Raw genomic sequence first — 21,364 nt, 5'->3', positions numbered from 1 at the left:
CACGACAACAGAGGAGGTGCGTCATGTTGCATGATCCAACCGACGTGTAGACGTCAGTAAGCGCAGCATCCACTTGTGGATGCTGCGCTTTTCCTTTGCGCATATGTCATAATAGAGACACCATGCTCTTTCTTTCGATAGTGCACCACTATTTGTTATGGCACTACTCTCGCGCCTTTTTAGAGATATTTAACGTCTGGTTGAATCTCATCTGGTTCATCATCCACTTCTTCTCCTTGCCACAACTATTCCGCACTTGGTTTTCACCGTGGAAGCGGATCATTGAGGACCGAGGTGACAAGTGGAACTTTGAGGACTTAGCTGCCTACCTCATTATCGGGCTTATTTCGCGCATCATTGGTTTCATCATGCGTACTTTTATCATCGCTGCCGGATTGATCGCTCTCGCACTTATTATAGTTGCTGGCTTTGCCACCTACTTGTTTTGGATAGTCGCACCGCTAGCTATTGTTGCGTTACTCATACTCGGTGTCTCACTGTTGTTCGCATAATCAATTTCATCTTATGAATACTCTTGGCAACAGCATCAAAGATTACCAACCAGCAATTCGACTCACCGCGATCATGAGTCGCTCACTACTCTCAGTACTTCGAAAGATCAGCTTTGTGATCGCGGTCGTCACTGGAGGAGCAGCCGTAGCAACCTATTTCTTTATGGGCGAAGCATACACCACCCAACTCCTCGGTGTCTCACTGATCAGCACCGCGATCTGGCTTGAGCAAATCCTAAGCTATGCGTACCACAACAGTTACTACTTCCGCGGACTCAACTCACTCATCGGTATCGAAGAAAAAGATGTGGAAGTGGCCACCTACGATGTAGCTGCAGCCACCCTCAAGTACCCAAACGATGTCAGTATGGCCTTTTGTGTTTCGACTTTTGGCGCTACCGCGCTACTACGGAGCGGCCTAAGCAGTGATGCAGTTGACGCATACCTCCAAGGGGCCCGCCAGAAGATCACCGCTGATATGGTCATGCTTCCAGAAGATGAGATCTTCAGTCTGATCGGACTCGGTAAATACCTCCTCATTCACGACACAGCCTTCAAAGCACTGTTCAAAAATGCTGGCATTCGCGAAGAGATATTCCTCGGCTCACTACGGTGGGTAGTAGGTAGCTACCATCAAGAAAAGCGTCGCCAACGTTGGTGGAGTAAGGACAATCTTTCTCGCACTACCGGCATCGGACGTGAGTGGGCCTATGGAACCGCCTACATCTTGCAACGGTTCTCTCGCGATATTCGCACCAGCGCTGTCTTCTCGACTCTCGGCGCAGACAGTTCGTTTGCAGATGAAAAAGTGCGTGAGATCGAATCAACTCTCGTCCGCGCGAAAGCTTCCAATGTATTGATCATCGGTGAAGCAGGTGTCGGAAAGATGGACCTGGTCATGGAGGTGAACCGTCGAATGCAGACTGGCAAGTCACTTGATGCGATCGCCGGTCGACACATGATCGTACTTGATACCAATCGTCTTTTCGCAGTACACCGCGATAAGCAAGCGCTTGAACTGACGCTCCTTGAACTCTTCACTGAAGCGACCAACGCAGGCAACACGATCATTGTGATCGAAAACCTCAGTACGTTCGTACGAGAAGCTGAAGCCATGGGCGTATTTATTCCTGAACTCCTCGATGAGTTCCTGGCTCTTCCACAATTACAACTCATCGCTACTGACACCCCGGGAGCATACCACACCTACCTCGAGACACTCGGCGCATTTACCCGCCGCTTCGCCGAAGTATTGATCGACACCCCAGACCTCACTGCAACTACTCGTGTACTTCAAGACATTGCACTCCAACACGAGATGAAATTCAACATTCTCTTTACTTACGCTGGCCTTAACGCGATCACCACTGCTGCTGACCGCTACGTAGTCGAAGGGGTGATGCCCGACAAAGCGATCGAGCTTTTGATCGACATTGCAACTAAGGCCAGTCAGCAGGGAGTCAGTGTGATCACTGAAGACTTCGTGTATCAATCGGTGAGCGATATGACCGGAGTACCCGCTGGCCCGATTAAGGACGAGGAACGTGACCTCCTACTCAACCTCGGAGATAAGCTTCACCAGCAAGTGATCGGGCAGCAGCGTGCGATCGACGCAATTGCCCGCACCATGCGGCGCGCTCGCGCTGGCATCCAATCTACTGATAAGCCAATGGGTTCATTCCTCTTCCTTGGGCCAACTGGTGTGGGTAAGACCGAAACCGCCAAAGCTCTCGCCAATATATTTTTCGGTGGCGAAGACAAAATGCAGCGTATTGATATGTCTGAATATAGCGGTGAGGACGCCCTTGAACGCCTTATCGGAGACGGGGAACAACCAGGCGTACTTCCGACCATCCTTCGCGAACACCCATACTGCGTACTACTGCTCGACGAGTTTGAGAAAGCGACCCAGCCAGTTCATGACGTGTTCCTCCAGGTACTCGACGAAGGGATCTTCACTGACGCTCGTGGCGGTAAGGTAAACGCTCGAAACACGATCATCATTGCAACTTCAAACGCCGGTAGCCAGCTCATCTTGCGTACAGTCCAGCAACGCAAAGAACTCTCGCATCTTACCCAAGAGATCATCGATCACATAGTAAAAGAGGGTACCTATCGACCAGAGCTCATCAACCGTTTTGATAACACCATTATCTTTGAGCCACTCAATATCGAAGAGCAGACTGAGGTGGCCGGCCTCATGCTTGGTGGACTGTACGAACGCGTGAAGGAGAAGGGATATGAGATCACAGTCAGTCGCGATCTGCTCGATATCTTGGTAGAGAAGGGGTACAACCCAGAATTCGGTGCCCGCCCAATGCAGCGTGTGCTGCAAGATATCGTCGAAGAGAAGATCGCCCAAAAAATTATTGCCGGTGCGGTGCAAAAAGGCGATACCATACCACTCACTCGTGCAGATTTCACTGATGCAGAACTTGATGTAAAGATGTAAGAACGTAAAAACCGGCCGGCCCCTTCGGGGCCGGCCGGTTTTTGTTCAGCATCTACTTACGCATTACTCTGCATCATCAACTGTTGCTGCTGGAGCAACTGGATGAGAAGCATCATGAGTTCACGAAGCTGTGCTTGGAGTTCGTCACGATCAGTCGTTAGGCCGTAATCTCGGTACTTATCCATCGAACGATCCTGGAAGCGTACTACCTTCTTTTCCATTTTGTCATTTACTTGCCAGTCGTCTTCTTCAACACACTTCTTAGCAACACCCCAACCAGCAGCTTGGCTGGTACGGTCACAATAATCACTGTCGTCAGAATCATCCTCGTCATCATCCATTGACTCATCTTCGTCGTCCTGACCATCTTCATCCATATCATCAGAGTCATCTTCATCATCCATCTCGTCTTCATCCTCGTCATCTTCCTCAGTCACACTGGTGACCGCATCTTCAACTTCAGCCACCGTGATACCAAGATCATCGGCAAGATCCTCATATGCAGTATCAAGATCTGTAGTCTCGTATGTATAATCCTCTTCTACCACAGAACCATCTTCCTCATACTGTACTTCGATCTCGATCCGATCAGCGAACACATCAACTTCGATCTCTAGCTCATCGTAGGCGAGAGCAGTGAACGCAGCACCAAAGGCGACTGCAATTGCTGCCAAAGTGACAGCAAATTTATTGGTAAGTGTTTGTTGCATACACAATTACGTTAATTTTAATATTGTACTTACTATATGCCGTGTAGTTTACGTTTCGTTACAAAACGCAAAAAGACCCACGAGGGCCCCCAAAACTTTAACGCGACAACTATGGTGCAGGATATCCTGCGATGCTGAACAAGGCGAACGCCAGTTCACTCCCAAGTGTACTCTCCTCTAGTGTACCTGCAACTGACTTTTCCCCAGCTGACAGAGCCTTTACTTAAGCCAGATTGGCCAATCTACTTGAGCTGACATACAATAGTAAGCATATGCAAGCAAAAAACGTTGTAATCGCCGTATTGGCACTGGCGCTCATTGGCGCAGTTGGATACTTACTAATGAATGATGGAGACACCATCACGATCGTTGAAGACAACGAGAATGTAACCCCGGTTGAAGAACGACTTCCAGTCGAACCAGATGGAGGTATTGGAGACGGTGCTGAACCACTACAAGTAGAAGAGGCAGCTCGGCCAGCAGAAGAAGTGATCGGCAGCTCAGTTGAAGGTACCGAGATCAAAGCGTACCACTTCGGAACTGGTGCAAAGGAAATTCTACTTGTTGGCGGCGTACATGGTAGCTACTCACCAAACACAAGCGCACTTACTGATGAACTCGTGGCCTACTTCAAAGGAAACGAAGCGGCGATCCCAGCTAACTTGACAGTAACTGTCATCCCAACACTAAACCCTGACGGAGTAGCTACCGGAGGGACAGCAGGTCGCTTCAATGCTCATGACGTAGACCTTAACCGTAACTTTGATTGTGAATGGAGCGCAACTGCTGTATGGCAGAGTAAAGAAGTAAGCGGTGGTAGCGCGGCCTTCTCAGAACCTGAGGCGGTGGCACTGCGAGACTATGTACTCAAGTACGACCCAGTAGCTGCAGTGGTATGGTTCAGCGCAGAAGGAAAAGTGTACCCATCTGCTTGTGCAGGCACTCCAAGCAATGCGTCTGTCACACTTGCAGCCACCTTCGCAACCGCAGCCGGCTATCCGTCTGAAGCTGAGTTTGATGCGTACGCTATCACTGGCGACATGGTGAACTGGATGGCAAAGCAGGGTATCCCAGCTATTAGCGTCCTCCTGTCAGACTACCAGAACACCGAACGCAGCAAGAACCTTGCAGGTGTCGAAGCAGTTCTTAACGCCTACGCTGAGTAATGAGTCAAAATAGTAAACTGATCATTGGCATATTGTTGGTACTGATCGGCGTAGCGATCTTCTTGGTGATACTGACCAAACCCGCTCCCGAAACACCTGCGCCAATAGTCGATGAGATCGAAGAACCGATCGCACCAGTCGCACCAACCACCACTCATCAGATCATTGGTAGTTCGGTGGAAGGCCGAAAGATCGAAAGTTTCACCTTTGGTACCGGAGAAACCAACATCCTCTTTGTTGGTGGTATCCATGGTGGCTACGAATGGAACAGCACTCTTTTGGCCTACGACATGATCGACCACCTGACGACTGATCCGTCGATGATCCCCTCGAATGTAACGGTACATATCATTCCGAACCTCAACCCAGACGGACTCTTCCTGGCTACTGGTCTGGAGGGAAGATTCACCAGTGCAGATATCACCGACTACAGTATGCACACTGCCGGGACCGGCCGCATGAACGCCAATGGAGTTGATCTCAATCGTAACTTCGATTGTAACTGGTCACCTGAGAGCACCTGGCGCAGTCAACCAGTGAGCGGGGGAGTAACTGTCTTCTCAGAACCTGAGGCGGTAGCACTGCGAGACTATGTCGCGGCCCATCCACCTGCAGCAGCGATCTTCTGGCACAGCATGGCCGACAATGTCTACGGCAGTAGTTGTGACGGCAATCTCACCCCGGAAGCTCGCACACTCGTAGATACCTACGCCAACGCCAGCGGCTATGGCGCCGTGCCGCTCTTCACTGCGTACGCCGTAACCGGCGCCGCTGAAGACTGGCTTGCTTCACTCGGCGTTCCATCGGTAACCGTTGAGCTTGGCTCACGCACCAGTCCTGAGTGGACCAAGAATCTTGCCGGCACCGCAGCAGTGCTGCAGTTGTACGGGAAGTAGAAAATAAAGATGAAACCGGCCGGCCCCTTCGGGGCCGGCCGGTTTCTATTTTCGATGCTACAATAAAACTCAATTACTCATTACAAAACTTTAGTATGCCTTTCTTTCAAAATCGCTACGTAAAAATTATCGGCTTCGGACTACTTGGAGTTGCCGGACTCTTTGTACTCCTCCTACTCTGGGGAATCATGAACCTCATGGTGGGAAGCACTGATCTTGGTGGTAACACGGTTGGCGTCTCAGCTCCACGCGCACCAATGTTTGATGGCTACATGGAAGCTGATGGTGACTATAGCTACAATAAAGTAGCTGAAATGGAATCCGTAGTTTCAAGTGCACCAGCTCCTACGTATATTCCCGAACCAATGCCTAGTTCGTATACCGACAATCTCGAAACCTACGAGACAACGAGTTATGCCGTCTCAGGTGTTACCAAGCAATTTGATGAGCTCTGTGATCTGGTCACCAGTCTAAAAGCTGACACCGAGGTCCACTTCCAGTCGATCAACACCGGCACCAACTACTGCCGCGCCAGCTTCTATGTCACTGAAGCCAAAGCCGAGTCGGTGGTTACATCACTATCTGAGTTCAAGAATGTCTCGATCACTCGTGACACTCATTCAGTCACAAGACACAAACAGCAGCTTGAGAGTCAGACCGCGATCTTGCAGCAACAACTGGTTCGTATTGAGTCTTCACTCACTGCGGCTCAAGCCCAGCTCGATCGACTCAATACGATCTTCTATTCAAGTAACGATGTGACTGATCTCTCAAATCAGGTGACCAACAGCCTTCGCTACATTGATCAGCTTACGAGTCGGAAGATCAGCCTGATCTCGCAACTTGATAACATCTACCAACAAGCAGCAGATCTCAATGCTCGCCTGGAAGTGGTCGAATTTTCTGTAAGTGTCTCAAGGAAGAATCCGATCGTCGAAGACAAGTACGAGAACCTCTGGAAGAATGCATGGGACGATCTCAAGGATAACTTCGTAACCACCTTGATCAACCTTACCACCACCTTCGGTATCTTCCTTCTTTGGGTACTCCAAGCGATCGTGTACATTGCTGTACTGATCGTCGTGCTCCGTGGTTTCTGGAAGTTCGTGAAGCTCTTGTGGAGTAAGTGGTAAACCTGCTTACTGAAAAAGCGGCGACCCTTCGGGCCGCCGCTTTTTCATTGACACCTCCAACCGACGCGAGTAGTATGCCGACAGTTCCACAAAGCGAGGTACTCGCATGATCACTGTCAAAGCCTGGTGGGCTGGCCATCGACTGAAGCAGCTGTCGATCGAGGAATCTTCGCTTGAAGAAACCATCGAAGTGCTGCAGCAAGAACTCAACAGCGGGGTCCTTACGATCACTACCTGCGGTGTCATCATGACACCAAGCACACTCTGCGTTGATGTGATCGACGTAGACAAGTTGGTGCAGCAGTTCAATCTCAATCGACGCTAACACAAAGGCGCGCATCCTATCGGATGCGCGCCCTTTCAAACTCCACTACACCACCTGCACGTACTGTCGATGCAGACTATCTCGCTTCCACATAATACTTTCCATGTAGTAGTGGATCAGCGCGATCGACATAACGACCATATATAAAATCTTCGGATCAGAGATCGAGTTGCGCACGACTGCGCCACCAAAGATCGCGAAGAGGGGAATAACGATCACGAGTGACACCGGCAAGAGTGGTAACCATTTGTACAACTTATTCTTGATCGTCTCTGCATTGCGATTCATCTCATGCGTGATGTAAAACATAAACGCCGTCACCTCATGCACAAACCGTACCACCAACACTGCCAAAAACGCATACTGCAATTGCACGAAGAGGAAGCTGGTGAGCACCATCGCTAATGTCGCCACTACATACCAAACACCCAACCTACTCTTCGTCTCTTTGATCAGACCCACTCCTGCAATAAACCCGATCGCCAAGATACTTGTCCCGACTGGCCACAGCCACGCGAGTGCCTGATCGATCCGTGACTCCACCAGTTGCATAAAGAGTAGCGCACCACCAATAACGATCGACCAACTCCACACACTATGCCAACGACCCTTCGGCACTCCAAACATATGTGCGATACCAGTCTGTTGTCTGATCACATGATAGATAGTTATCGCGAGGTATAGTCCAATTGCAAAGAGGTAGTAGTGCCACGCGAACACTCCAAATAAAAGCAGCATGACCGGCAGTCCAATGAGTAAGTGCTTTCGATAATGCCTGGCATATTCTCCATCCGCAAACCCAGCGAAGCTCGCTAAGATATGCGGCAACTCAAAAAAGAGCAGGTAGAGCGGCAAGAGTAACGAGTACAAACTAAAGTACGGCTGCCAAGCCTGATCATTCAAAAAATAATCGTAGAGTCCGACCGCGAGCACCAAGGGAATGATGATGAAGACCCCTAAGATCCACTTTCGCTGAATTGGGTAGGCAAGGTTTTTATTTTCCATGAAATTTTTTATGTACTTCTCGTAAATGTTTGTCGGTCACGTGCGTGTAGACTTGCGTGGTGTTGATACTCGCATGACCAAGGAGCGCCTGCACGCTACGGATGTCTGCACCATTCTGCAAGAGGTCGGTGGCGAAGCTGTGACGGATCACGTGCGGCGTAACCTTGCGCGTGATGCCGGCAGCGGCAGCGTACTTTTTGATCAGTCGCTGCACTGCACGCGGGGAGATACGTAAGTCACCACCATCATTTTGCTTTCGTCCGTATCGTACAAACATCGCGTCGTCCATGTCTTTGCGATGCTTCAAATATTCTTGAAGCGCTTTTCGCGCGGTGTCAGAAAGAAATACCACCCGCACTTTGTCACCCTTTCCACGAACTGAGAATTCATCACGCGAAAGATCAACATCATCGATCGAAAGGGAACAGAGTTCAGAGATACGCAAGCCAGTCGAGAAGAGCAGCTCAAGGATCGCGCTGTCACGCTTGCCTTCGAGCGTCTTCGTGTCGGGAGCTTTCATCAGTCGCTTGAGCTCCGCACCAGAGATGAGATCGAGCGACCGCTCCGGCACTTTCGCAAGCTCGATCCGCTCGGGCGAAAGCGCTTCGATGTCGCGCTTGCGGAGGTACTTGAGGAATGCTCGCAGTGCAATGAGGTAATAATTTTGCGTACGACGTTTCATGGGTTCGCGCCGCCCGCCAACTTTCGTTCCCGGCTGCCGATTGAGGTGTAAGCGAAACTCACGCACCTGTTCCTCAGTGAGATCGCTCGGTTTCTTCACCTCAGCAAAATCAAAGAAGCGATCGAGGTATCGATCATAGTTTTCAACCGTCTTCACTGACCTACCCCGCTCGATCTCGAGGTACTCCAAAAACTGGGTTTTCAGTTTCACTAGGTCTGGCATGGTTTTGATTATATCAAGTTGCAGAACGTGTTACACGGAAGAGAAGAACTCTTGACTTTTTTAACTATTACAGTACAGTTAAACAACTGATTCCTTACCCCAAACAAGGAGATCCGTGAATGAAACCATCACCCAATATGATGGATGTGAGAACTGCTCTTTTGTACATCTTTGCGTTGAGTCATGCTGTGCGCAATCACACCAGAATGAAGCCTGGCCTTCCACTCGCCACAGCTGAACTGCTCGGTAGTGTGGCCACACTGATCCTCCTCGCACTGCTGGCAATGCTTCAACTACTTCCATCTCCTCTGCTATCAACGGTAGAGTGGGTCATGGGACTACCGCTACTCGCAACAAATCTGATCAGTGCCGCGCTGCTTTTCATCAGCGGAATGAGCAGAGTCACACGTGAGCTTTGGCGAATGACATAAAGTCTCTCGACGAGGCAAATAGTTCAACCACCCGACTTTCAAAGTCGGGTTTGTTTTACACCACTGCGAAACAACTCAACCATGCGGTGGTACATTCTTCAGACACGGATCAAGTCCTATGCTCAGGCGTTTAGGATACGCCTTCCGCAATGTCTTCAGAACACACCACCGCATGGTTTCGCACAGCGTGGAACTAGTTGCACCTTGGCGCGAGCATCCGCAGGCGCTGAGCCAGTCTTTCATTCCTTTAAAATTAAACTGAATGAAAGTCAGCGCCGAGGACGGAGTGAGATTCTGCTGAGAATCTCACGGTCGAGATAAGGTGAGGCTGGTTTCATGCGAGACTCAAAACCACTTGATTTTTGCTCAAAATATGCTATTATCGTCCGAACCTTAACAGGTTATTTATTCCGGACTGACGGTGCCACCGATGATGCGAAACATCATATGCGTGGAAACACACTGTCCGTTTCGTAACAGAAAATACACTATGCTATCAAAGCGAGTAAAAGAAAATGAGGTAAAGAAGGTACAGCGCCACGACGCTGACACTGGTTCGCCAGAAGCTCAAGTGGCACTCCTTACCCGCAAGATCGAGGAACTCTCTTCACACCTGCGCAAGCACAAGAAGGACTTCCACTCTCGTCGCGGACTTCTTCAGATGGTAGCGGATCGCCGCAAGCATCTGAAGTACCTCATGAAGAAAGATGAGAAAGCATATAGCGCTCTCATCAAGAAGCTTGGCCTCAAGGGCTAACTGAACAAAAACTCGCTTCACATCTGGAGCGAGTTTTTGTTTTACGGTATAGTGTTGAAGCTATTGAGGTTCGCTTATGGCGCTACCATTTGTGAGACTCAACGGCTTCGCTCCGAGTATTGTCGTGCGCCCCTTTGACGAAGTCATTGGAAGTACTCTTGGGGTGCAGATGTTTCGCTACACAAATGGTAGCGCCATAAGCTAATGCAACACTCAGAAAGCAGCAGTTGTAACTATGTAGGGAAGCATCCGCAGCAGCAATGTCAGCTGCGAGGACCATGCTGAGTCTCATAGTTATAACTGCGGCGAAATTTTCATAATAGAAAACTTACAAAAATAATTTCCAAATTTTATGGGAGTAATCCGACACCCCGACCAACGCGTCGCGGTAATCATTGATACGCAAAATCTGTATCACAGTGCAAAAAATTTATACAAGTCTAAAGTGAACTTCGCTGAAGTCGTGAAGGCGGCCGTGCAAAATCGCAAACTCATTCGCGCCACTTCATACGTGGTAAACACCGAAGGCGGGGAAGAGAGTGCGTTCTTCGAAGCGCTCGAAAAAGTCGGGATCGAGATCAAAACGAAGGACCTCCAGATCTTCTACGGCGGCGCAAAGAAAGCTGACTGGGATATTGGTATGGCAGTCGACGCGATCAAGATGGCACCAAAGATGGACGCGATCATTTTCGCGACCGGCGACGGTGACTTCATCCCGGCAGTTGAGTACATCAAGAGTCTTGGCTGCCAGGTAGAGGCGATCACCTTTGGACGATCAGCTTCGTCTGGTCTCCGTCATGCAGTCGACGATTTCATTGATCTCGACGACGATCCAAAAAAATATCTCATCGGCTTTAGGCCAACGCGGAAGGGAAACACGCGCAAACGAACACCAAGCAAGAAAACTGGCACAAAAAATGACAGCAAGAATACTGAGCCAAAGACTGTCGGCTCTGATACTGATTACTTATAAAAAATTTCCCCTGGTATAGACCAGGGGATTTTTGAACATACGATCATCTTCTTTGAGAAGCATCAAACACACGAACACTGACTACCGTGCCGAGAGTTTTGAAACGGATGCGATTTGCTGCACCAAGCTCGGCAAATATGACCACCCGTCCTGAAGCAACGTTCGGTTCAAGCACCGCACTCATCACTGAATCAAGTTCGGATGAACTGGCTGCAACTGTGCTCAGCTTTTCACCCATACTAAGCACTCCGATCTGCTTCGCACTCTCGTCCGCTGTTTCCTTTTGCGCTTTTTCTTGCGCTTCACGAAGATCATGCACCGTGTACGATCCGATGATCACAAAACTCTCTACCCGGTCATACGCATCTGCTTGATCGTAGTAGAAACCTCGCGCGCCATCTGAACCAGAAGCTGGTATGACGAGCTCCTTCCGGATACCTGGTGGTAGCGGACTCTTCACTCCAAAACTCTTTTTTACCAATGGCCTGGTGAACCAATGCCCTTTATCGAGCAAGTATTCACGATACTCTTCAGTGGTATTAGGCGTACGGACGATGATCCCAAGACCATTGAGGTTTTGCACATCGTAGGTATCCTTGCCAGACTGTTTGGTCAACAACTCACCAAATCGCACCCCAAGACTCGCCGCGGCCGACCGTTGCCATTGCAACAACAGTGACTCCCGGAGCGATTCGATCTCGGCTGTTTGTTGCTCAACAACTGCCTCAAGACCGACCATTTCTTTCTCTTGCTTGGTAGTGCGTGCTTTAGCCGACACTTCCGCAATACATTTCTGCGGGTCAGCTTCGACCGCCCGTGCCGCTTCCTGCAGTGCTGTGAGATCGATACTGGCTGGCGGAGCAGCTCCTTGGTTCTTGTCCGGATGATACCTGCCAGCAAGCGTGCGATAGATACTCTTGGCAACCATCACGACCGCCTCAGTCGGCAGCTTATTTGCCAAAGCTGGCGAGATACCAAGCACCGTAAGCGCTGGTGTTTTTCGCTTAGTCGCCATTCAACATATCCTCCACATCATCAGAATGATAGTCAGAATCTGCCTTTTGTGTGATCCGTCGTACCATCTCTTCATTAAGTTCGTGCATACACCGGCAGATCGAACCGCCATTTTCCTCTTCGATAACATTGAGTGCATCGATAACGATCTCAACGACCGTAGACCACGTATACGTACGCGGACACGCATCAGCAAACTGACTGACCAAATCGACCAGTTCGTTTAGGTGGTCATCCTCCAGATCTTCGATGTTAGGACAGGTTCGCCGCAAGAGCAGCAGTGCCTTTTGGATCGAGAGACCGAAGCTGTAAACAAGACCGCCGTCACTGCGGTCTGGATCATTCAAGGCACCAAGCTCTTCGCGCAGTTTGTATGCCGCCACAATCGATGGAAAATCGAAACCATCGTCCATCAATTTGCTCATGTACGAGATACTCGCTTGGTGTGCAACACGCAGTTCGAGTACCGCTGCCGGTTCCAGGTCGTGATTTGCGACAATAGTCATGAAGGTACTGATTGTCATTTCGCCCAGTATTTCCTCAAGCTCTTGCCCACGAACAAACATAGGGAGATACTTATCCTGCTCGGACATATTTCTTCTCCTAGAAAATTCTCAAAAAACAACAGGTAATTACCTACTTAAAACTATCTGAACTATACCTTTGATATAGTATATGTCAATTACAACAGCTTGCTTTTTGTGTCTTCTGTTGTATTGTGCTAGCAGTACATTGTTCAACAACATAACCGTAGGAGGAGACATGCCCCTCTATATAATCAATCCTGATCGAAAACAATCTTTGTCTCGAGCAGTAACAAAACACCTAACCTCGTTTATCGAGGGGGCTGCTCCGGATGCGATGAGCAAGAAGATCGACGTTCGGGTAGACCGTGATCTGTTACGGCGATCTGGCGACAAAGTCGAGGTCAAACCCGACCCTACCGCAGGCAGCGGTGTCCGAGTTTACGTTCCTATACCTTCACTCCGAAGGGGTGAAGTAGCGACCTGCGGCGTCTACCCGCCTGAAGGTATCTCATTGATCGAGTGGCACGAGCGTCTCAGCGCACACGCTGCCGACCTGGCGACCGATCGACCAACGACTGAACCATCACCAAGTCCCGAACGAGGAGACAATGACGTGACTGAAATAACTGAAGGCCAAAAGATCGCCAGTGCACTGCAGCGACTCAACACCAACCTGGTTGCAGATAAGCCGAAGGCCGCACCGCAGGTGATCATCGCTGCGTACGAGGCCAAGGGCCAAGAACTCACCATTGCAGGTGGCCAGTTCAAACTGAAGAAATTTATCGAAGACGGACTGGTTGTATACAGTGGCAAAAAAGTTGGGCGCGTAAAGTTGCACAAACTCACCAAAAAAGGTGTGAAACTGGTTGAGCTGGAGCTGAATCACAACATCACCGTACATACTGCCGATGAACGAAAGGACGCAGTGACGGATACACCAGCATATCCCGACCTCGATGACATGACGCCAACAGAACTCCAGGCAGAACTGGCAACGGTTGTCGGGTCAATCACTGAGCTGGCGCAGGCGCTGCACACCGGCAGCAAGAATGACCGCGAGGTGGTGAATCAGTTGGATGGAGAGATTGCACAACTCGAGAAGCAACTCGGCGATCTCAGAGCAAGACGAGCCAAGGCCGAAGAGAAGATCAACGACGCTGCACGCTCTGCTCGTGAACAAATGGTTGATCAACAAGCCCGGCAAAACGCCATCATCACGCGCATAACCAGCACTAAAAAATAGACTGGTTACCACACTACAGTTAACACGACGCCAGCCTTGCTGGCGTTTTTTGTTGCAGAGACTTTAGTTTTCTAAACACTTTGCTACACTACTCACTATATGAGTGAGCTGGGAACGAGTGGATATTTGCACCGAATATGCTGGTCAAATGTCTTATCGTCTTCAGCTCGTTAATTTTTTACAATGCAAACACAATCTTTTTCTTTAGACCTTGCAGGCAAAACACTCACTGCAGAATTTTCAGACCTCACCGCACAAGCCAATGGCTCAGTCCTTCTCAAGTACGGCGAGACCGCGATCTTGGTAACTGCAGTGATGGGGGAGAAAGAAGTACCAATGAATTACTTCCCACTTTCAGTCGAGTTCGAAGAGAAATTCTATGCCGCTGGCGCAATCCTCGGAAGCCGCTTCCAGCGACGGGAAGGTAGGCCAAGTGATGAAGCAGTACTCTCGGCTCGCATCGTTGACCGAACTATTCGTCCACTCTTCAATCAACACATCCGTAAAGAAGTGCAGGTGGTCGTGACCGTGCTTGCAATTGGTGAAGATGATCCTGATGTACTTGGCGTGATCGGTGCCTCACTCGCACTCGCGGTCTCTGACATTCCATGGCGCGGACCAGTTGGTGCAGTTCGTATCGGACGCAACAAAGAAACGAGGGAAGTGATCATCAACCCAACCTACAATGAGCGGAAGGAGGGACTGCTCGATTTTGAGGTGCTCGCTTGTGGTAAAGACAACACGATCAACATGATCGAAACAGCAGCACACGAGGTCAGCGAAACTGATGTAGTGGCAATCCTTGAAGCAGCTACAAGCGTACACCAACAACTGGAACAGTGGCAAAAAGAAATTGTAGCGGCCCTCGGAAAAGACAAACAAGCTGAACCGGTACGTGAGATACCTGAAGCTCTCGTTGATCTATTCACCACAACCTTCAAGCAAAAGTTATCTGATACACTCTTTTCAAACAAAGCTGGAAAGTCTCACATCTACGAGCTAAAGGGTGAGTTCATGACAGCAGTTGACGAACGTGAGATCGATGCTGTTGTAGCAGGTGACTATTTTGAAGATAAGGTCGACGAAGAGCTGCACCGCGGCGCACTCGAAGACGGTAAGCGGGCCGACGGTCGTGGTATGGATGAAGTGCGCGAGCTATTTGCGAAAGCTGGTGGAGTTTCACCAGTGCTCCACGGCTCAGGCATTTTCTACCGAGGGGGTACACACATCTTTTCTGCGCTGACACTTGGCGGACCAGAAGCAGCTCAAGCAATCGACACCATCGAAAGCCAAGATATGAAGAAGCGTTTCATGCACCACTACAACTTTCCGCCATTTTCAGTTGGCGAAACCGGCCGAGTTGGCGGATTCAATCGTCGTATGATCGGCCATGGCGCCCTCGCTGAGAAAGCACTCGTACCAGTCCTTCCATCGCAGGAAGAATTTCCATACACTATTCGACTTGTATCGGAAACACTTTCGAGTAACGGATCTAGTTCGATGGGTTCCGTGTGTGGTTCAACTCTTGCCCTCATGGACGGGGGCGTACCGATCAAACGACCAGTGGCAGGCATTGCTTCAGGCGTCATGATCGGTGGTGATCAACATGTCCTTCTCACTGACATTCAAGGACCAGAAGATGAGTTTGGTGATATGGACTTCAAGGTGGCTGGAACCACTGAGGGAGTTACCGCGATCCAAATGGATGTGAAGGTGGATGGTGTGCCACTACATATATTAGAAGGCGCTCTTGAGAAAGCACGACAAGCCCGACTACAGATCCTTGACGTGATCACGGCTGAGATCGCTGTACCACGGGAAAACATTTCGCCACGTGCTCCAGAGATCATTGTACTGAAGATCATGCCAGAACAGATCGGACTCGTCATCGGAAGCGGTGGCAAGACCATCAACAGTATTAAGGATGATTCGGGGGTAGAAGAGATCGGCATTGAAGAGGACGGCACCGTGTACATCACTGGTAAAAACGGGACGGCTCAAGCTGCCGCCGATCGCATTCGAGCTCTGACCAGGGTCTACGAAGTGGGGGAGCGAGCCGAAGCAACCGTTACTCGCATTGCCACCTTTGGTGCCTTTGCAAAACTAGACGCATTCAACGAAGGTCTGATACACATCTCCGAAGTAGCACCGTTCCGGATCGAAACAGTCGAGGGAATACTCAATATTGGAGATGTCGTGCCAGTAGTGATCTCAAAGGTAGAAGACGGTAAGATCGGACTATCGATCAAGCAAGCTGATCCAGAATGGGGCAAAAACCACGGTCTCACACCACAAGCACGACCCGAAAAGAAACAAGAGTAGTTGAAAAACTCTCCTTTTAGGACCGAATCCGTGCGATACTAGAAACAATGAGTGACGAACCACACAAGGTCATTTCTAAATTCCGCACATTTGCGAGCGATATCGAAGCTGTCAAAGTACAGCGTGGTGAGGCTACGCCAAAGAAAGAGGAAAAAGAACCAGAGCCGCCAGTGCCGAAGAAAGACACCGGGGAACATAAAGCCGTTGCTCCGAAGCATCATCCTGTTCAAGCGCACATACAGGAACACCTCGACAAGATGGATGACGAAGTCGCTCCAACACTCAAGTCAGAACTACAAAGCAAAAAAACTGGAGACGACCATGTTGCAATGCCAATAAGCACTCCAACGAAAGCCGTTCCCCCAAAACCACCAACTAAGATCCCTTCCTTCCATGAGCTCCAGAAGCAGAATAAAACAGTTAAAACACATATCGTTGCTGACGAGGAGGATGCGATAAAATCAAAATCACACAGCAAGAAAAGTAAAAAGAACAAACATTCCGCACGGCCAAATATTGGTTTTGACGCCACAGTGATTACAGACACCAAGAGTCATCGATTCAACTTTTTCGGATCAGTTGGCGCTTCAATTTCAAACTGGTTCAAGAACTTAGCTAAAAGTCATAAGCGCAAAAAAACACCGAAATATGTCGTACCTGAAACGGAACGTCGCAAGGGTGTTATTCAGCGAGCCACCTCAAAGACCGGCACGATCTTTACCGCTGACAATGAAACACTGAAGGAACATATCCGACGTCGACGACTGCAAGAACAAGAAGATGAGGATAGCGAGACATCTTGGTCTCCATACACCGAAACCGGATACAATCTGCTTGAAGCCCCAGAAGGAGAGGTGGGAGCTCCTGATTCGACCATCAATGTACAGGTGGCGTTCAAGAAAAAACACCACCCCGCTACTCCTGAGATCACGTTCACCGAACCGACCAGACCAGTGATCCCTGAACCAACAAAAGCACCTGTAGAAGAGCCAAAACCTGACCCAAGCATCGTTGAATCACGTTGGGAAATTGATGAGGATAAAAAACCTGAACCTGAAGCTGAATCAGAAGTGATCCCTGAGCCAAAGATCATTGAACCATCTACTGACTACGAACCACTACCTGAACCGATCGAAGAACCCTCAGAAGACTTGTCACTTGAAGAATTGCCTGAGGAGGCATTCGAAACAGAAGAAGAGGAAGCCGTCTTCGAAAGACGAGCTCCAGAACAAACCGGACTACTCAACCGATTTGACACAAATACTCTCACCTTGTTACTCCTCCTTAGTGTCGTTGGACTTCTCATTATCATTTTCGTTGGTCGCATTATATACGTGCAGCTTACAAACCTTGCGAACGACACTGTTCCTGAACGAGTTACGGAATCTCTCGTTGACACTGCCACCCTGACCCCCGTCACGATCCAAGCGAGCAGTGCATTACAACTTACCGAAGTTCTCAATGATGCTGTTGCTACTGGACCAGCTGGCTTAGTCGAGCTTCCAATTGTCTCTCCAATGGGTGACGAGCTTTCCGCTGACTATCTGTTTGATGTACTTGATTTCCGTACACTACCAAACCTCAATCAATCAATCACTGCCGTTCGATTTGTGTCACTGAACCACGCAAAGCCAGCTATCGTCTTCCAGTTCGTTGACGAAGACACTGTTATGGGTGGCTTGCTACAGTGGGAAGAGACCATGACTGAAGATCTACAGCCACTCTACGGTACTCCAGCCTCTACTGACACTTCGTTTGTCGACGAGACTGTTTCTGGAATTGATGTGCGAACACTGCGAGTTGAAGGTAAAACCATTCTCATCTACGGTATAGTCGGCAGCAACACTGTAGTGATCGCTAATAGCCTCACCGACTTTACCCAGATCTTAGAACGTGGATTTGGACAGTAGGGTATACTGCTCTATATGTCACACGAAGCATTGAAGACTCGCCTAGAGACTGAACTTGATCAGGTTATTACTGAGCTCAACACCATCGCTGCCCAAAACCCAGACACTGGCGACTGGGTAGCCAGGATCGACCCGGTAGAGATTGGAAACGCTGACGAAAATGTAGTCGCCGACACCACTGAAGACTGGGACACCAATCGCGCACTCCTCACTCAACTCGAAACGCGCTATCGCAATATCACCCGAGCATTAGAAAAATTTGCTACTGACACGTATGGTATTTGTGAGATCAGCGGGGAACCGATCGAAGAAGCAAGACTCAATGCCAACCCAGCAGCGCGTACCAACATTGCCAATATTGACCGAGAATCTGAGTTGCCGATCTAACCATGGCCATTGCACAAGTGCACACCGTGCAGCCAGACGTGCTGCGAGGGACGGTTGTAACCATTGAAGCTGATATCTCCCGCGGTCTTCATTCTTTTTCTATCGTTGGCCTGGCTGGCAAAGCGATCGATGAGGCAAAGGACCGAGTAGGAAGTGCTATCAAACATTCAGACTACCCATCACCCAAGACGAAGAATCAGAAGATCGTGATCTCACTTTCGCCCGCAGACCTTAAGAAAGAGGGTCCACTGTTTGACTTGCCGATCGCCATTGCATATCTATTGGCTGCTGAGGAAATAACTGAAGACTGTGTGCGGCGGGCGTATGTGGGAGAGCTTGGACTTGACGGCACCTTGCGTCGAGTGCGCGGTGTACTCAATGCCGTTGCTGCCGCACGCGATGCTGGCTTTGCAGAGATCATCGTACCGACTGAGAACGCAACGGAAGCTGCGCTCATTGATGGGATCGTTGTGCGACCGGCACACAACCTGCGAGAAGTAATAGAACATATTGCTCCGACTGAACAATTTGATTTCAACTTACCGACCCAACCAGAGACCATGATCGAGGATGGTTGGTACGAGAGCAGTGTGAGTTTAGAAGATATTAAAGGGCAAGAGAGTGCCAAGCGAGCACTCACTATCGCGGCGGCAGGGCGACATAATGTCATGCTAGTCGGACCGCCTGGCACCGGAAAGACGATGCTCGCTCGGGCACTCCGCTCACTCCTGCCGCCGCTCTCACGCGAAGAAGCGCTCGCAGTGACCGCGATCCATTCGATCGCCACAAATGACTTCACGATCAGTACCAGGCCACCTTTTCGCTCACCACATCACACCGCGAGCCACACCAGCCTGGTCGGTGGTGGAGCACACCCAAAACCAGGTGAGATCACCTTGGCTCATCATGGCGTTCTTTTCATGGATGAATTCCCTGAGTTTGACCGCCGCTCACTTGATGCGCTACGGCAACCACTTGAAGACCGAGTGGTAAGTATCTCACGTGTGCAAGGGAGTGCAGAATTTCCAGCTGACTTCATACTTATTGCTGCACTCAATCCATACCGCGGGAGCGAAGACGGCACCACTGACCTCGCGCGCGCGATGAGTGAGACCTACAAAAACAAAGTCTCTGGCCCGATTCTCGATCGTATCGACCTCTGGGTGGAGGTGCCACACGTCCCCTACGAGACATTGACCACACTTAAGAAAAACGAGGGCGAGACAGACCGAGCAAGGGAACAGATCATGACCGCCCGGCAGTCTCAGACCGGTCGCTTTGTACAAACCAAGACCAATACCAACTCCGGCATGACTGCGAGAGATATCGAAAACTACATTACTCTTACCGAAGAGGTGACCGATCTCCTCAAGCTCTCAAGTGAGAAACTCAATCTCTCCCCGCGCAGCTACCACCGACTTATTAAAGTCGCACGTACCATTGCCGATCTAGACCAAAAGGAAGAGATCGAAGTACCGCATGTGCTTGAGGCGTTGCAGTATCGGGTGAGTTTGTAACAGAAAAAGGCGGGCGCTTCGCGCCCGCCTTTTCTTTATTATCACTAGAATGGGTTACTTGCGCCACGAACCTCGAAGTGAAGGTGGGTCCCGGTAGACTTTCCAGTCGACCCCATACCACCGATCACCTCACCTTGTGAAACCCACGCACCAACCCCTACATCATTACGCATCATGTGAGCGTAGAGTGTTTGTGCACCATTAGCATGACGGATCACCACATACTGACCATATCCACCATTCCAGCCTGAACTCTTTGAAACGATCACCTCACCAGCTGCCGCAGCACGGATCGGTGTACCGTATCCAGCTGCCAGGTCGACAGCGTTATATCCGTGAATACCCTGCGTTTTTACTGCTCCCGGTACTGGGTGAGAGAAGCCAGCAGAAGATGCGGAACCGCCGCCAGAGACACGCACTGGAGAAGCCGCTGACGCGCGTACTGGTGCAGCATGCATCGCACCGCCCGGAATAATGAGGGTATCTCCAACAGATAGCTCTTCAGCCGACGCAAGTTGGTTGTATGAAAGGATCTCATCGACATCTCCTTCGTATTTCTTCGCAATAGAACCGATCGTATCACCACTCTTCACAACGTGTCGCACACCAACGATCGGCAAGATTACCAGCGTGTCACCAGGCTGAATTGAGCTGGCTTTAGAAATATCATTGGCCCACATGATGGTATTAGTGGTCACTCCGAACATCTCCGCGATCTGTGAGAGTGAATCCCCCTCACGCACGGTGTACACACGGATCTCGCCCATGCCGTTCTTCTGTTCTGCAATCTCATCTTCTCCAACCGGACCAGTTGAAACGAGCACATTCTCATCAACCAAGATCTCAGCACCACCACGCGCCCCAAGGGGGTTGGGGTTTTGCAGGGCAGCAAGCAACGGAACATCAGAAGCCGACACCGTAGGTGCAGTCACTGCTGGAGCTGCTTCTGCAGGTTCACCGAATAATTTAGAGAAAAAGCCAGCTTGTACCGAGAGGGGTACAGCGATCACGAGGCTTAGAAACACGACTTCACTCAATACCCGAGCTGGGGTAGAGAACTTCTTTCCAAAGATGGTCTGCTTTGCGGATATACCAGCTGTATCATCCGATTCTGTTGTGTGGGATTTAATATGCGTTTACTTATGGACTCGCCGCCGTTTCGATCGCTACATCCGTGCTT

20 protein-coding genes are annotated in these 21,364 nt (G+C 49.9%); 14 read left to right on the top strand and 6 right to left on the bottom strand.

From position 1 onward, the window contains the following. The first annotated feature begins 122 nt into the window (after positions 1-122). Entirely contained in the window at positions 123-512 is a 390-nt protein-coding gene (locus H6786_04045; GenBank protein MCB9816541.1) for a hypothetical protein, read from the top strand. Between the two features lie 13 nt (positions 513-525). After that, entirely contained in the window at positions 526-2,964 is a 2,439-nt protein-coding gene (locus H6786_04040; protein MCB9816540.1) for an ATP-dependent Clp protease ATP-binding subunit, read from the top strand. Positions 2,965-3,020: 56 nt separating this feature from the next. Here H6786_04040 and H6786_04035 read toward each other — a convergent pair whose 3' ends face one another. Further along, on the bottom strand, positions 3,021-3,674 hold the full coding sequence (locus tag H6786_04035; protein MCB9816539.1) for a hypothetical protein: 654 nt from the start codon (positions 3,672-3,674) through the stop codon (positions 3,021-3,023). A 272-nt stretch (positions 3,675-3,946) separates the two neighbouring features. Between H6786_04035 and H6786_04030 the strand changes: the two genes are divergently transcribed. The 4 genes from H6786_04030 (at position 3,947) to H6786_04015 (ending at position 7,194) form a co-directional block, all read left to right on the top strand. Beyond that, a complete protein-coding gene (locus H6786_04030) occupies positions 3,947-4,840 on the top strand; it encodes a DUF2817 domain-containing protein (protein MCB9816538.1) in 894 nt (297 codons plus the stop codon). Next, positions 4,840-5,736, top strand: coding sequence for a hypothetical protein (locus tag H6786_04025; protein ID MCB9816537.1), 897 nt, complete (start codon positions 4,840-4,842; stop codon positions 5,734-5,736). Before H6786_04030 ends, H6786_04025 begins: the two co-directional genes overlap by 1 nt. 95 nt (positions 5,737-5,831) lie before the next feature. Further along, on the top strand, positions 5,832-6,869 hold the full coding sequence (locus H6786_04020) for a hypothetical protein (protein ID MCB9816536.1): 1,038 nt from the start codon (positions 5,832-5,834) through the stop codon (positions 6,867-6,869). Between the two features lie 106 nt (positions 6,870-6,975). Beyond that, positions 6,976-7,194 carry a hypothetical protein gene (locus H6786_04015; protein MCB9816535.1) on the top strand — a complete coding sequence of 73 codons (219 nt, stop codon included), beginning with the start codon at positions 6,976-6,978 and terminating at the stop codon, positions 7,192-7,194. A gap of 45 nt (positions 7,195-7,239) precedes the next feature. Here H6786_04015 and H6786_04010 read toward each other — a convergent pair whose 3' ends face one another. Continuing rightward, positions 7,240-8,199, bottom strand: coding sequence for a hypothetical protein (locus H6786_04010; GenBank protein ID MCB9816534.1), 960 nt, complete (start codon positions 8,197-8,199; stop codon positions 7,240-7,242). Further along, positions 8,189-9,103 carry a tyrosine-type recombinase/integrase gene (locus H6786_04005; protein ID MCB9816533.1) on the bottom strand — a complete coding sequence of 305 codons (915 nt, stop codon included), beginning with the start codon at positions 9,101-9,103 and terminating at the stop codon, positions 8,189-8,191. The genes H6786_04010 and H6786_04005 overlap by 11 nt, the downstream gene beginning before the upstream one ends. 119 nt (positions 9,104-9,222) lie before the next feature. On the opposite strand from H6786_04005, the gene H6786_04000 reads away from it, so the two are divergent. The 3 genes from H6786_04000 (at position 9,223) to H6786_03990 (ending at position 11,264) form a co-directional block, all read left to right on the top strand. Then, positions 9,223-9,534, top strand: a complete 312-nt coding sequence (locus tag H6786_04000) for a hypothetical protein (GenBank protein MCB9816532.1) — start codon at positions 9,223-9,225, stop codon at positions 9,532-9,534. A gap of 490 nt (positions 9,535-10,024) precedes the next feature. Continuing rightward, positions 10,025-10,291 (top strand): 30S ribosomal protein S15, encoded by a 267-nt coding sequence (rpsO, locus tag H6786_03995; GenBank protein ID MCB9816531.1) that lies wholly within the window; start codon positions 10,025-10,027, stop codon positions 10,289-10,291. 352 nt (positions 10,292-10,643) lie between these two features. Next, positions 10,644-11,264 (top strand): NYN domain-containing protein, encoded by a 621-nt coding sequence (locus H6786_03990; GenBank protein MCB9816530.1) that lies wholly within the window; start codon positions 10,644-10,646, stop codon positions 11,262-11,264. 43 nt (positions 11,265-11,307) lie between these two features. Here H6786_03990 and H6786_03985 read toward each other — a convergent pair whose 3' ends face one another. Continuing rightward, positions 11,308-12,279, bottom strand: a complete 972-nt coding sequence (locus H6786_03985) for a J domain-containing protein (protein ID MCB9816529.1) — start codon at positions 12,277-12,279, stop codon at positions 11,308-11,310. Next, positions 12,269-12,844 carry a hypothetical protein gene (locus H6786_03980; protein MCB9816528.1) on the bottom strand — a complete coding sequence of 192 codons (576 nt, stop codon included), beginning with the start codon at positions 12,842-12,844 and terminating at the stop codon, positions 12,269-12,271. The genes H6786_03985 and H6786_03980 overlap by 11 nt, the downstream gene beginning before the upstream one ends. 196 nt (positions 12,845-13,040) lie before the next feature. On the opposite strand from H6786_03980, the gene H6786_03975 reads away from it, so the two are divergent. From H6786_03975 to H6786_03955, 5 genes are all read left to right on the top strand, one after another. Next, positions 13,041-14,048 (top strand): hypothetical protein, encoded by a 1,008-nt coding sequence (locus H6786_03975; GenBank protein MCB9816527.1) that lies wholly within the window; start codon positions 13,041-13,043, stop codon positions 14,046-14,048. Between the two features lie 183 nt (positions 14,049-14,231). Continuing rightward, positions 14,232-16,370, top strand: coding sequence for a polyribonucleotide nucleotidyltransferase (locus H6786_03970; GenBank protein ID MCB9816526.1), 2,139 nt, complete (start codon positions 14,232-14,234; stop codon positions 16,368-16,370). 47 nt (positions 16,371-16,417) lie between these two features. Then, a complete protein-coding gene (locus H6786_03965; GenBank protein MCB9816525.1) occupies positions 16,418-18,280 on the top strand; it encodes a hypothetical protein in 1,863 nt (620 codons plus the stop codon). A 15-nt stretch (positions 18,281-18,295) separates the two neighbouring features. Continuing rightward, positions 18,296-18,667 carry a TraR/DksA C4-type zinc finger protein gene (locus H6786_03960; GenBank protein ID MCB9816524.1) on the top strand — a complete coding sequence of 124 codons (372 nt, stop codon included), beginning with the start codon at positions 18,296-18,298 and terminating at the stop codon, positions 18,665-18,667. Positions 18,668-18,669: 2 nt separating this feature from the next. Continuing rightward, positions 18,670-20,184 carry a YifB family Mg chelatase-like AAA ATPase gene (locus H6786_03955; protein MCB9816523.1) on the top strand — a complete coding sequence of 505 codons (1,515 nt, stop codon included), beginning with the start codon at positions 18,670-18,672 and terminating at the stop codon, positions 20,182-20,184. 44 nt (positions 20,185-20,228) lie between these two features. Here H6786_03955 and H6786_03950 read toward each other — a convergent pair whose 3' ends face one another. After that, positions 20,229-21,209 carry a M23 family metallopeptidase gene (locus H6786_03950; GenBank protein ID MCB9816522.1) on the bottom strand — a complete coding sequence of 327 codons (981 nt, stop codon included), beginning with the start codon at positions 21,207-21,209 and terminating at the stop codon, positions 20,229-20,231. Positions 21,210-21,364 lie beyond the last annotated feature (155 nt).

The organism is Candidatus Nomurabacteria bacterium (genome assembly GCA_020632075.1).
Lineage (GTDB): Bacteria > Patescibacteriota > Minisyncoccia > Phycocordibacterales > UBA918 > OLB19.
The sequence above is the reverse complement of the archived record's forward strand: the minus strand, read 5'-3'. Positions and strand labels throughout refer to the sequence as shown.

What these genes read in the sequence shown, in the direction of transcription:
- H6786_04045 (MCB9816541.1), top strand. Translation starts at nt 123, where the DNA reads ATGCTCTTTCTTTCGATAGTGCACCACTATTTGTTATGGCACTACTCT.
- H6786_04040 (MCB9816540.1), top strand. Translation starts at nt 526, where the DNA reads ATGAATACTCTTGGCAACAGCATCAAAGATTACCAACCAGCAATTCGA.
- H6786_04035 (MCB9816539.1), bottom strand. Translation starts at nt 3,674, where the DNA reads ATGCAACAAACACTTACCAATAAATTTGCTGTCACTTTGGCAGCAATT.
- H6786_04030 (MCB9816538.1), top strand. Translation starts at nt 3,947, where the DNA reads ATGCAAGCAAAAAACGTTGTAATCGCCGTATTGGCACTGGCGCTCATT.
- H6786_04025 (MCB9816537.1), top strand. Translation starts at nt 4,840, where the DNA reads ATGAGTCAAAATAGTAAACTGATCATTGGCATATTGTTGGTACTGATC.
- H6786_04020 (MCB9816536.1), top strand. Translation starts at nt 5,832, where the DNA reads ATGCCTTTCTTTCAAAATCGCTACGTAAAAATTATCGGCTTCGGACTA.
- H6786_04015 (MCB9816535.1), top strand. Translation starts at nt 6,976, where the DNA reads ATGATCACTGTCAAAGCCTGGTGGGCTGGCCATCGACTGAAGCAGCTG.
- H6786_04010 (MCB9816534.1), bottom strand. Translation starts at nt 8,199, where the DNA reads ATGGAAAATAAAAACCTTGCCTACCCAATTCAGCGAAAGTGGATCTTA.
- H6786_04005 (MCB9816533.1), bottom strand. Translation starts at nt 9,103, where the DNA reads ATGCCAGACCTAGTGAAACTGAAAACCCAGTTTTTGGAGTACCTCGAG.
- H6786_04000 (MCB9816532.1), top strand. Translation starts at nt 9,223, where the DNA reads ATGAAACCATCACCCAATATGATGGATGTGAGAACTGCTCTTTTGTAC.
- rpsO (MCB9816531.1), top strand. Translation starts at nt 10,025, where the DNA reads ATGCTATCAAAGCGAGTAAAAGAAAATGAGGTAAAGAAGGTACAGCGC.
- H6786_03990 (MCB9816530.1), top strand. Translation starts at nt 10,644, where the DNA reads ATGGGAGTAATCCGACACCCCGACCAACGCGTCGCGGTAATCATTGAT.
- H6786_03985 (MCB9816529.1), bottom strand. Translation starts at nt 12,279, where the DNA reads ATGGCGACTAAGCGAAAAACACCAGCGCTTACGGTGCTTGGTATCTCG.
- H6786_03980 (MCB9816528.1), bottom strand. Translation starts at nt 12,844, where the DNA reads ATGTTTGTTCGTGGGCAAGAGCTTGAGGAAATACTGGGCGAAATGACA.
- H6786_03975 (MCB9816527.1), top strand. Translation starts at nt 13,041, where the DNA reads ATGCCCCTCTATATAATCAATCCTGATCGAAAACAATCTTTGTCTCGA.
- H6786_03970 (MCB9816526.1), top strand. Translation starts at nt 14,232, where the DNA reads ATGCAAACACAATCTTTTTCTTTAGACCTTGCAGGCAAAACACTCACT.
- H6786_03965 (MCB9816525.1), top strand. Translation starts at nt 16,418, where the DNA reads ATGAGTGACGAACCACACAAGGTCATTTCTAAATTCCGCACATTTGCG.
- H6786_03960 (MCB9816524.1), top strand. Translation starts at nt 18,296, where the DNA reads ATGTCACACGAAGCATTGAAGACTCGCCTAGAGACTGAACTTGATCAG.
- H6786_03955 (MCB9816523.1), top strand. Translation starts at nt 18,670, where the DNA reads ATGGCCATTGCACAAGTGCACACCGTGCAGCCAGACGTGCTGCGAGGG.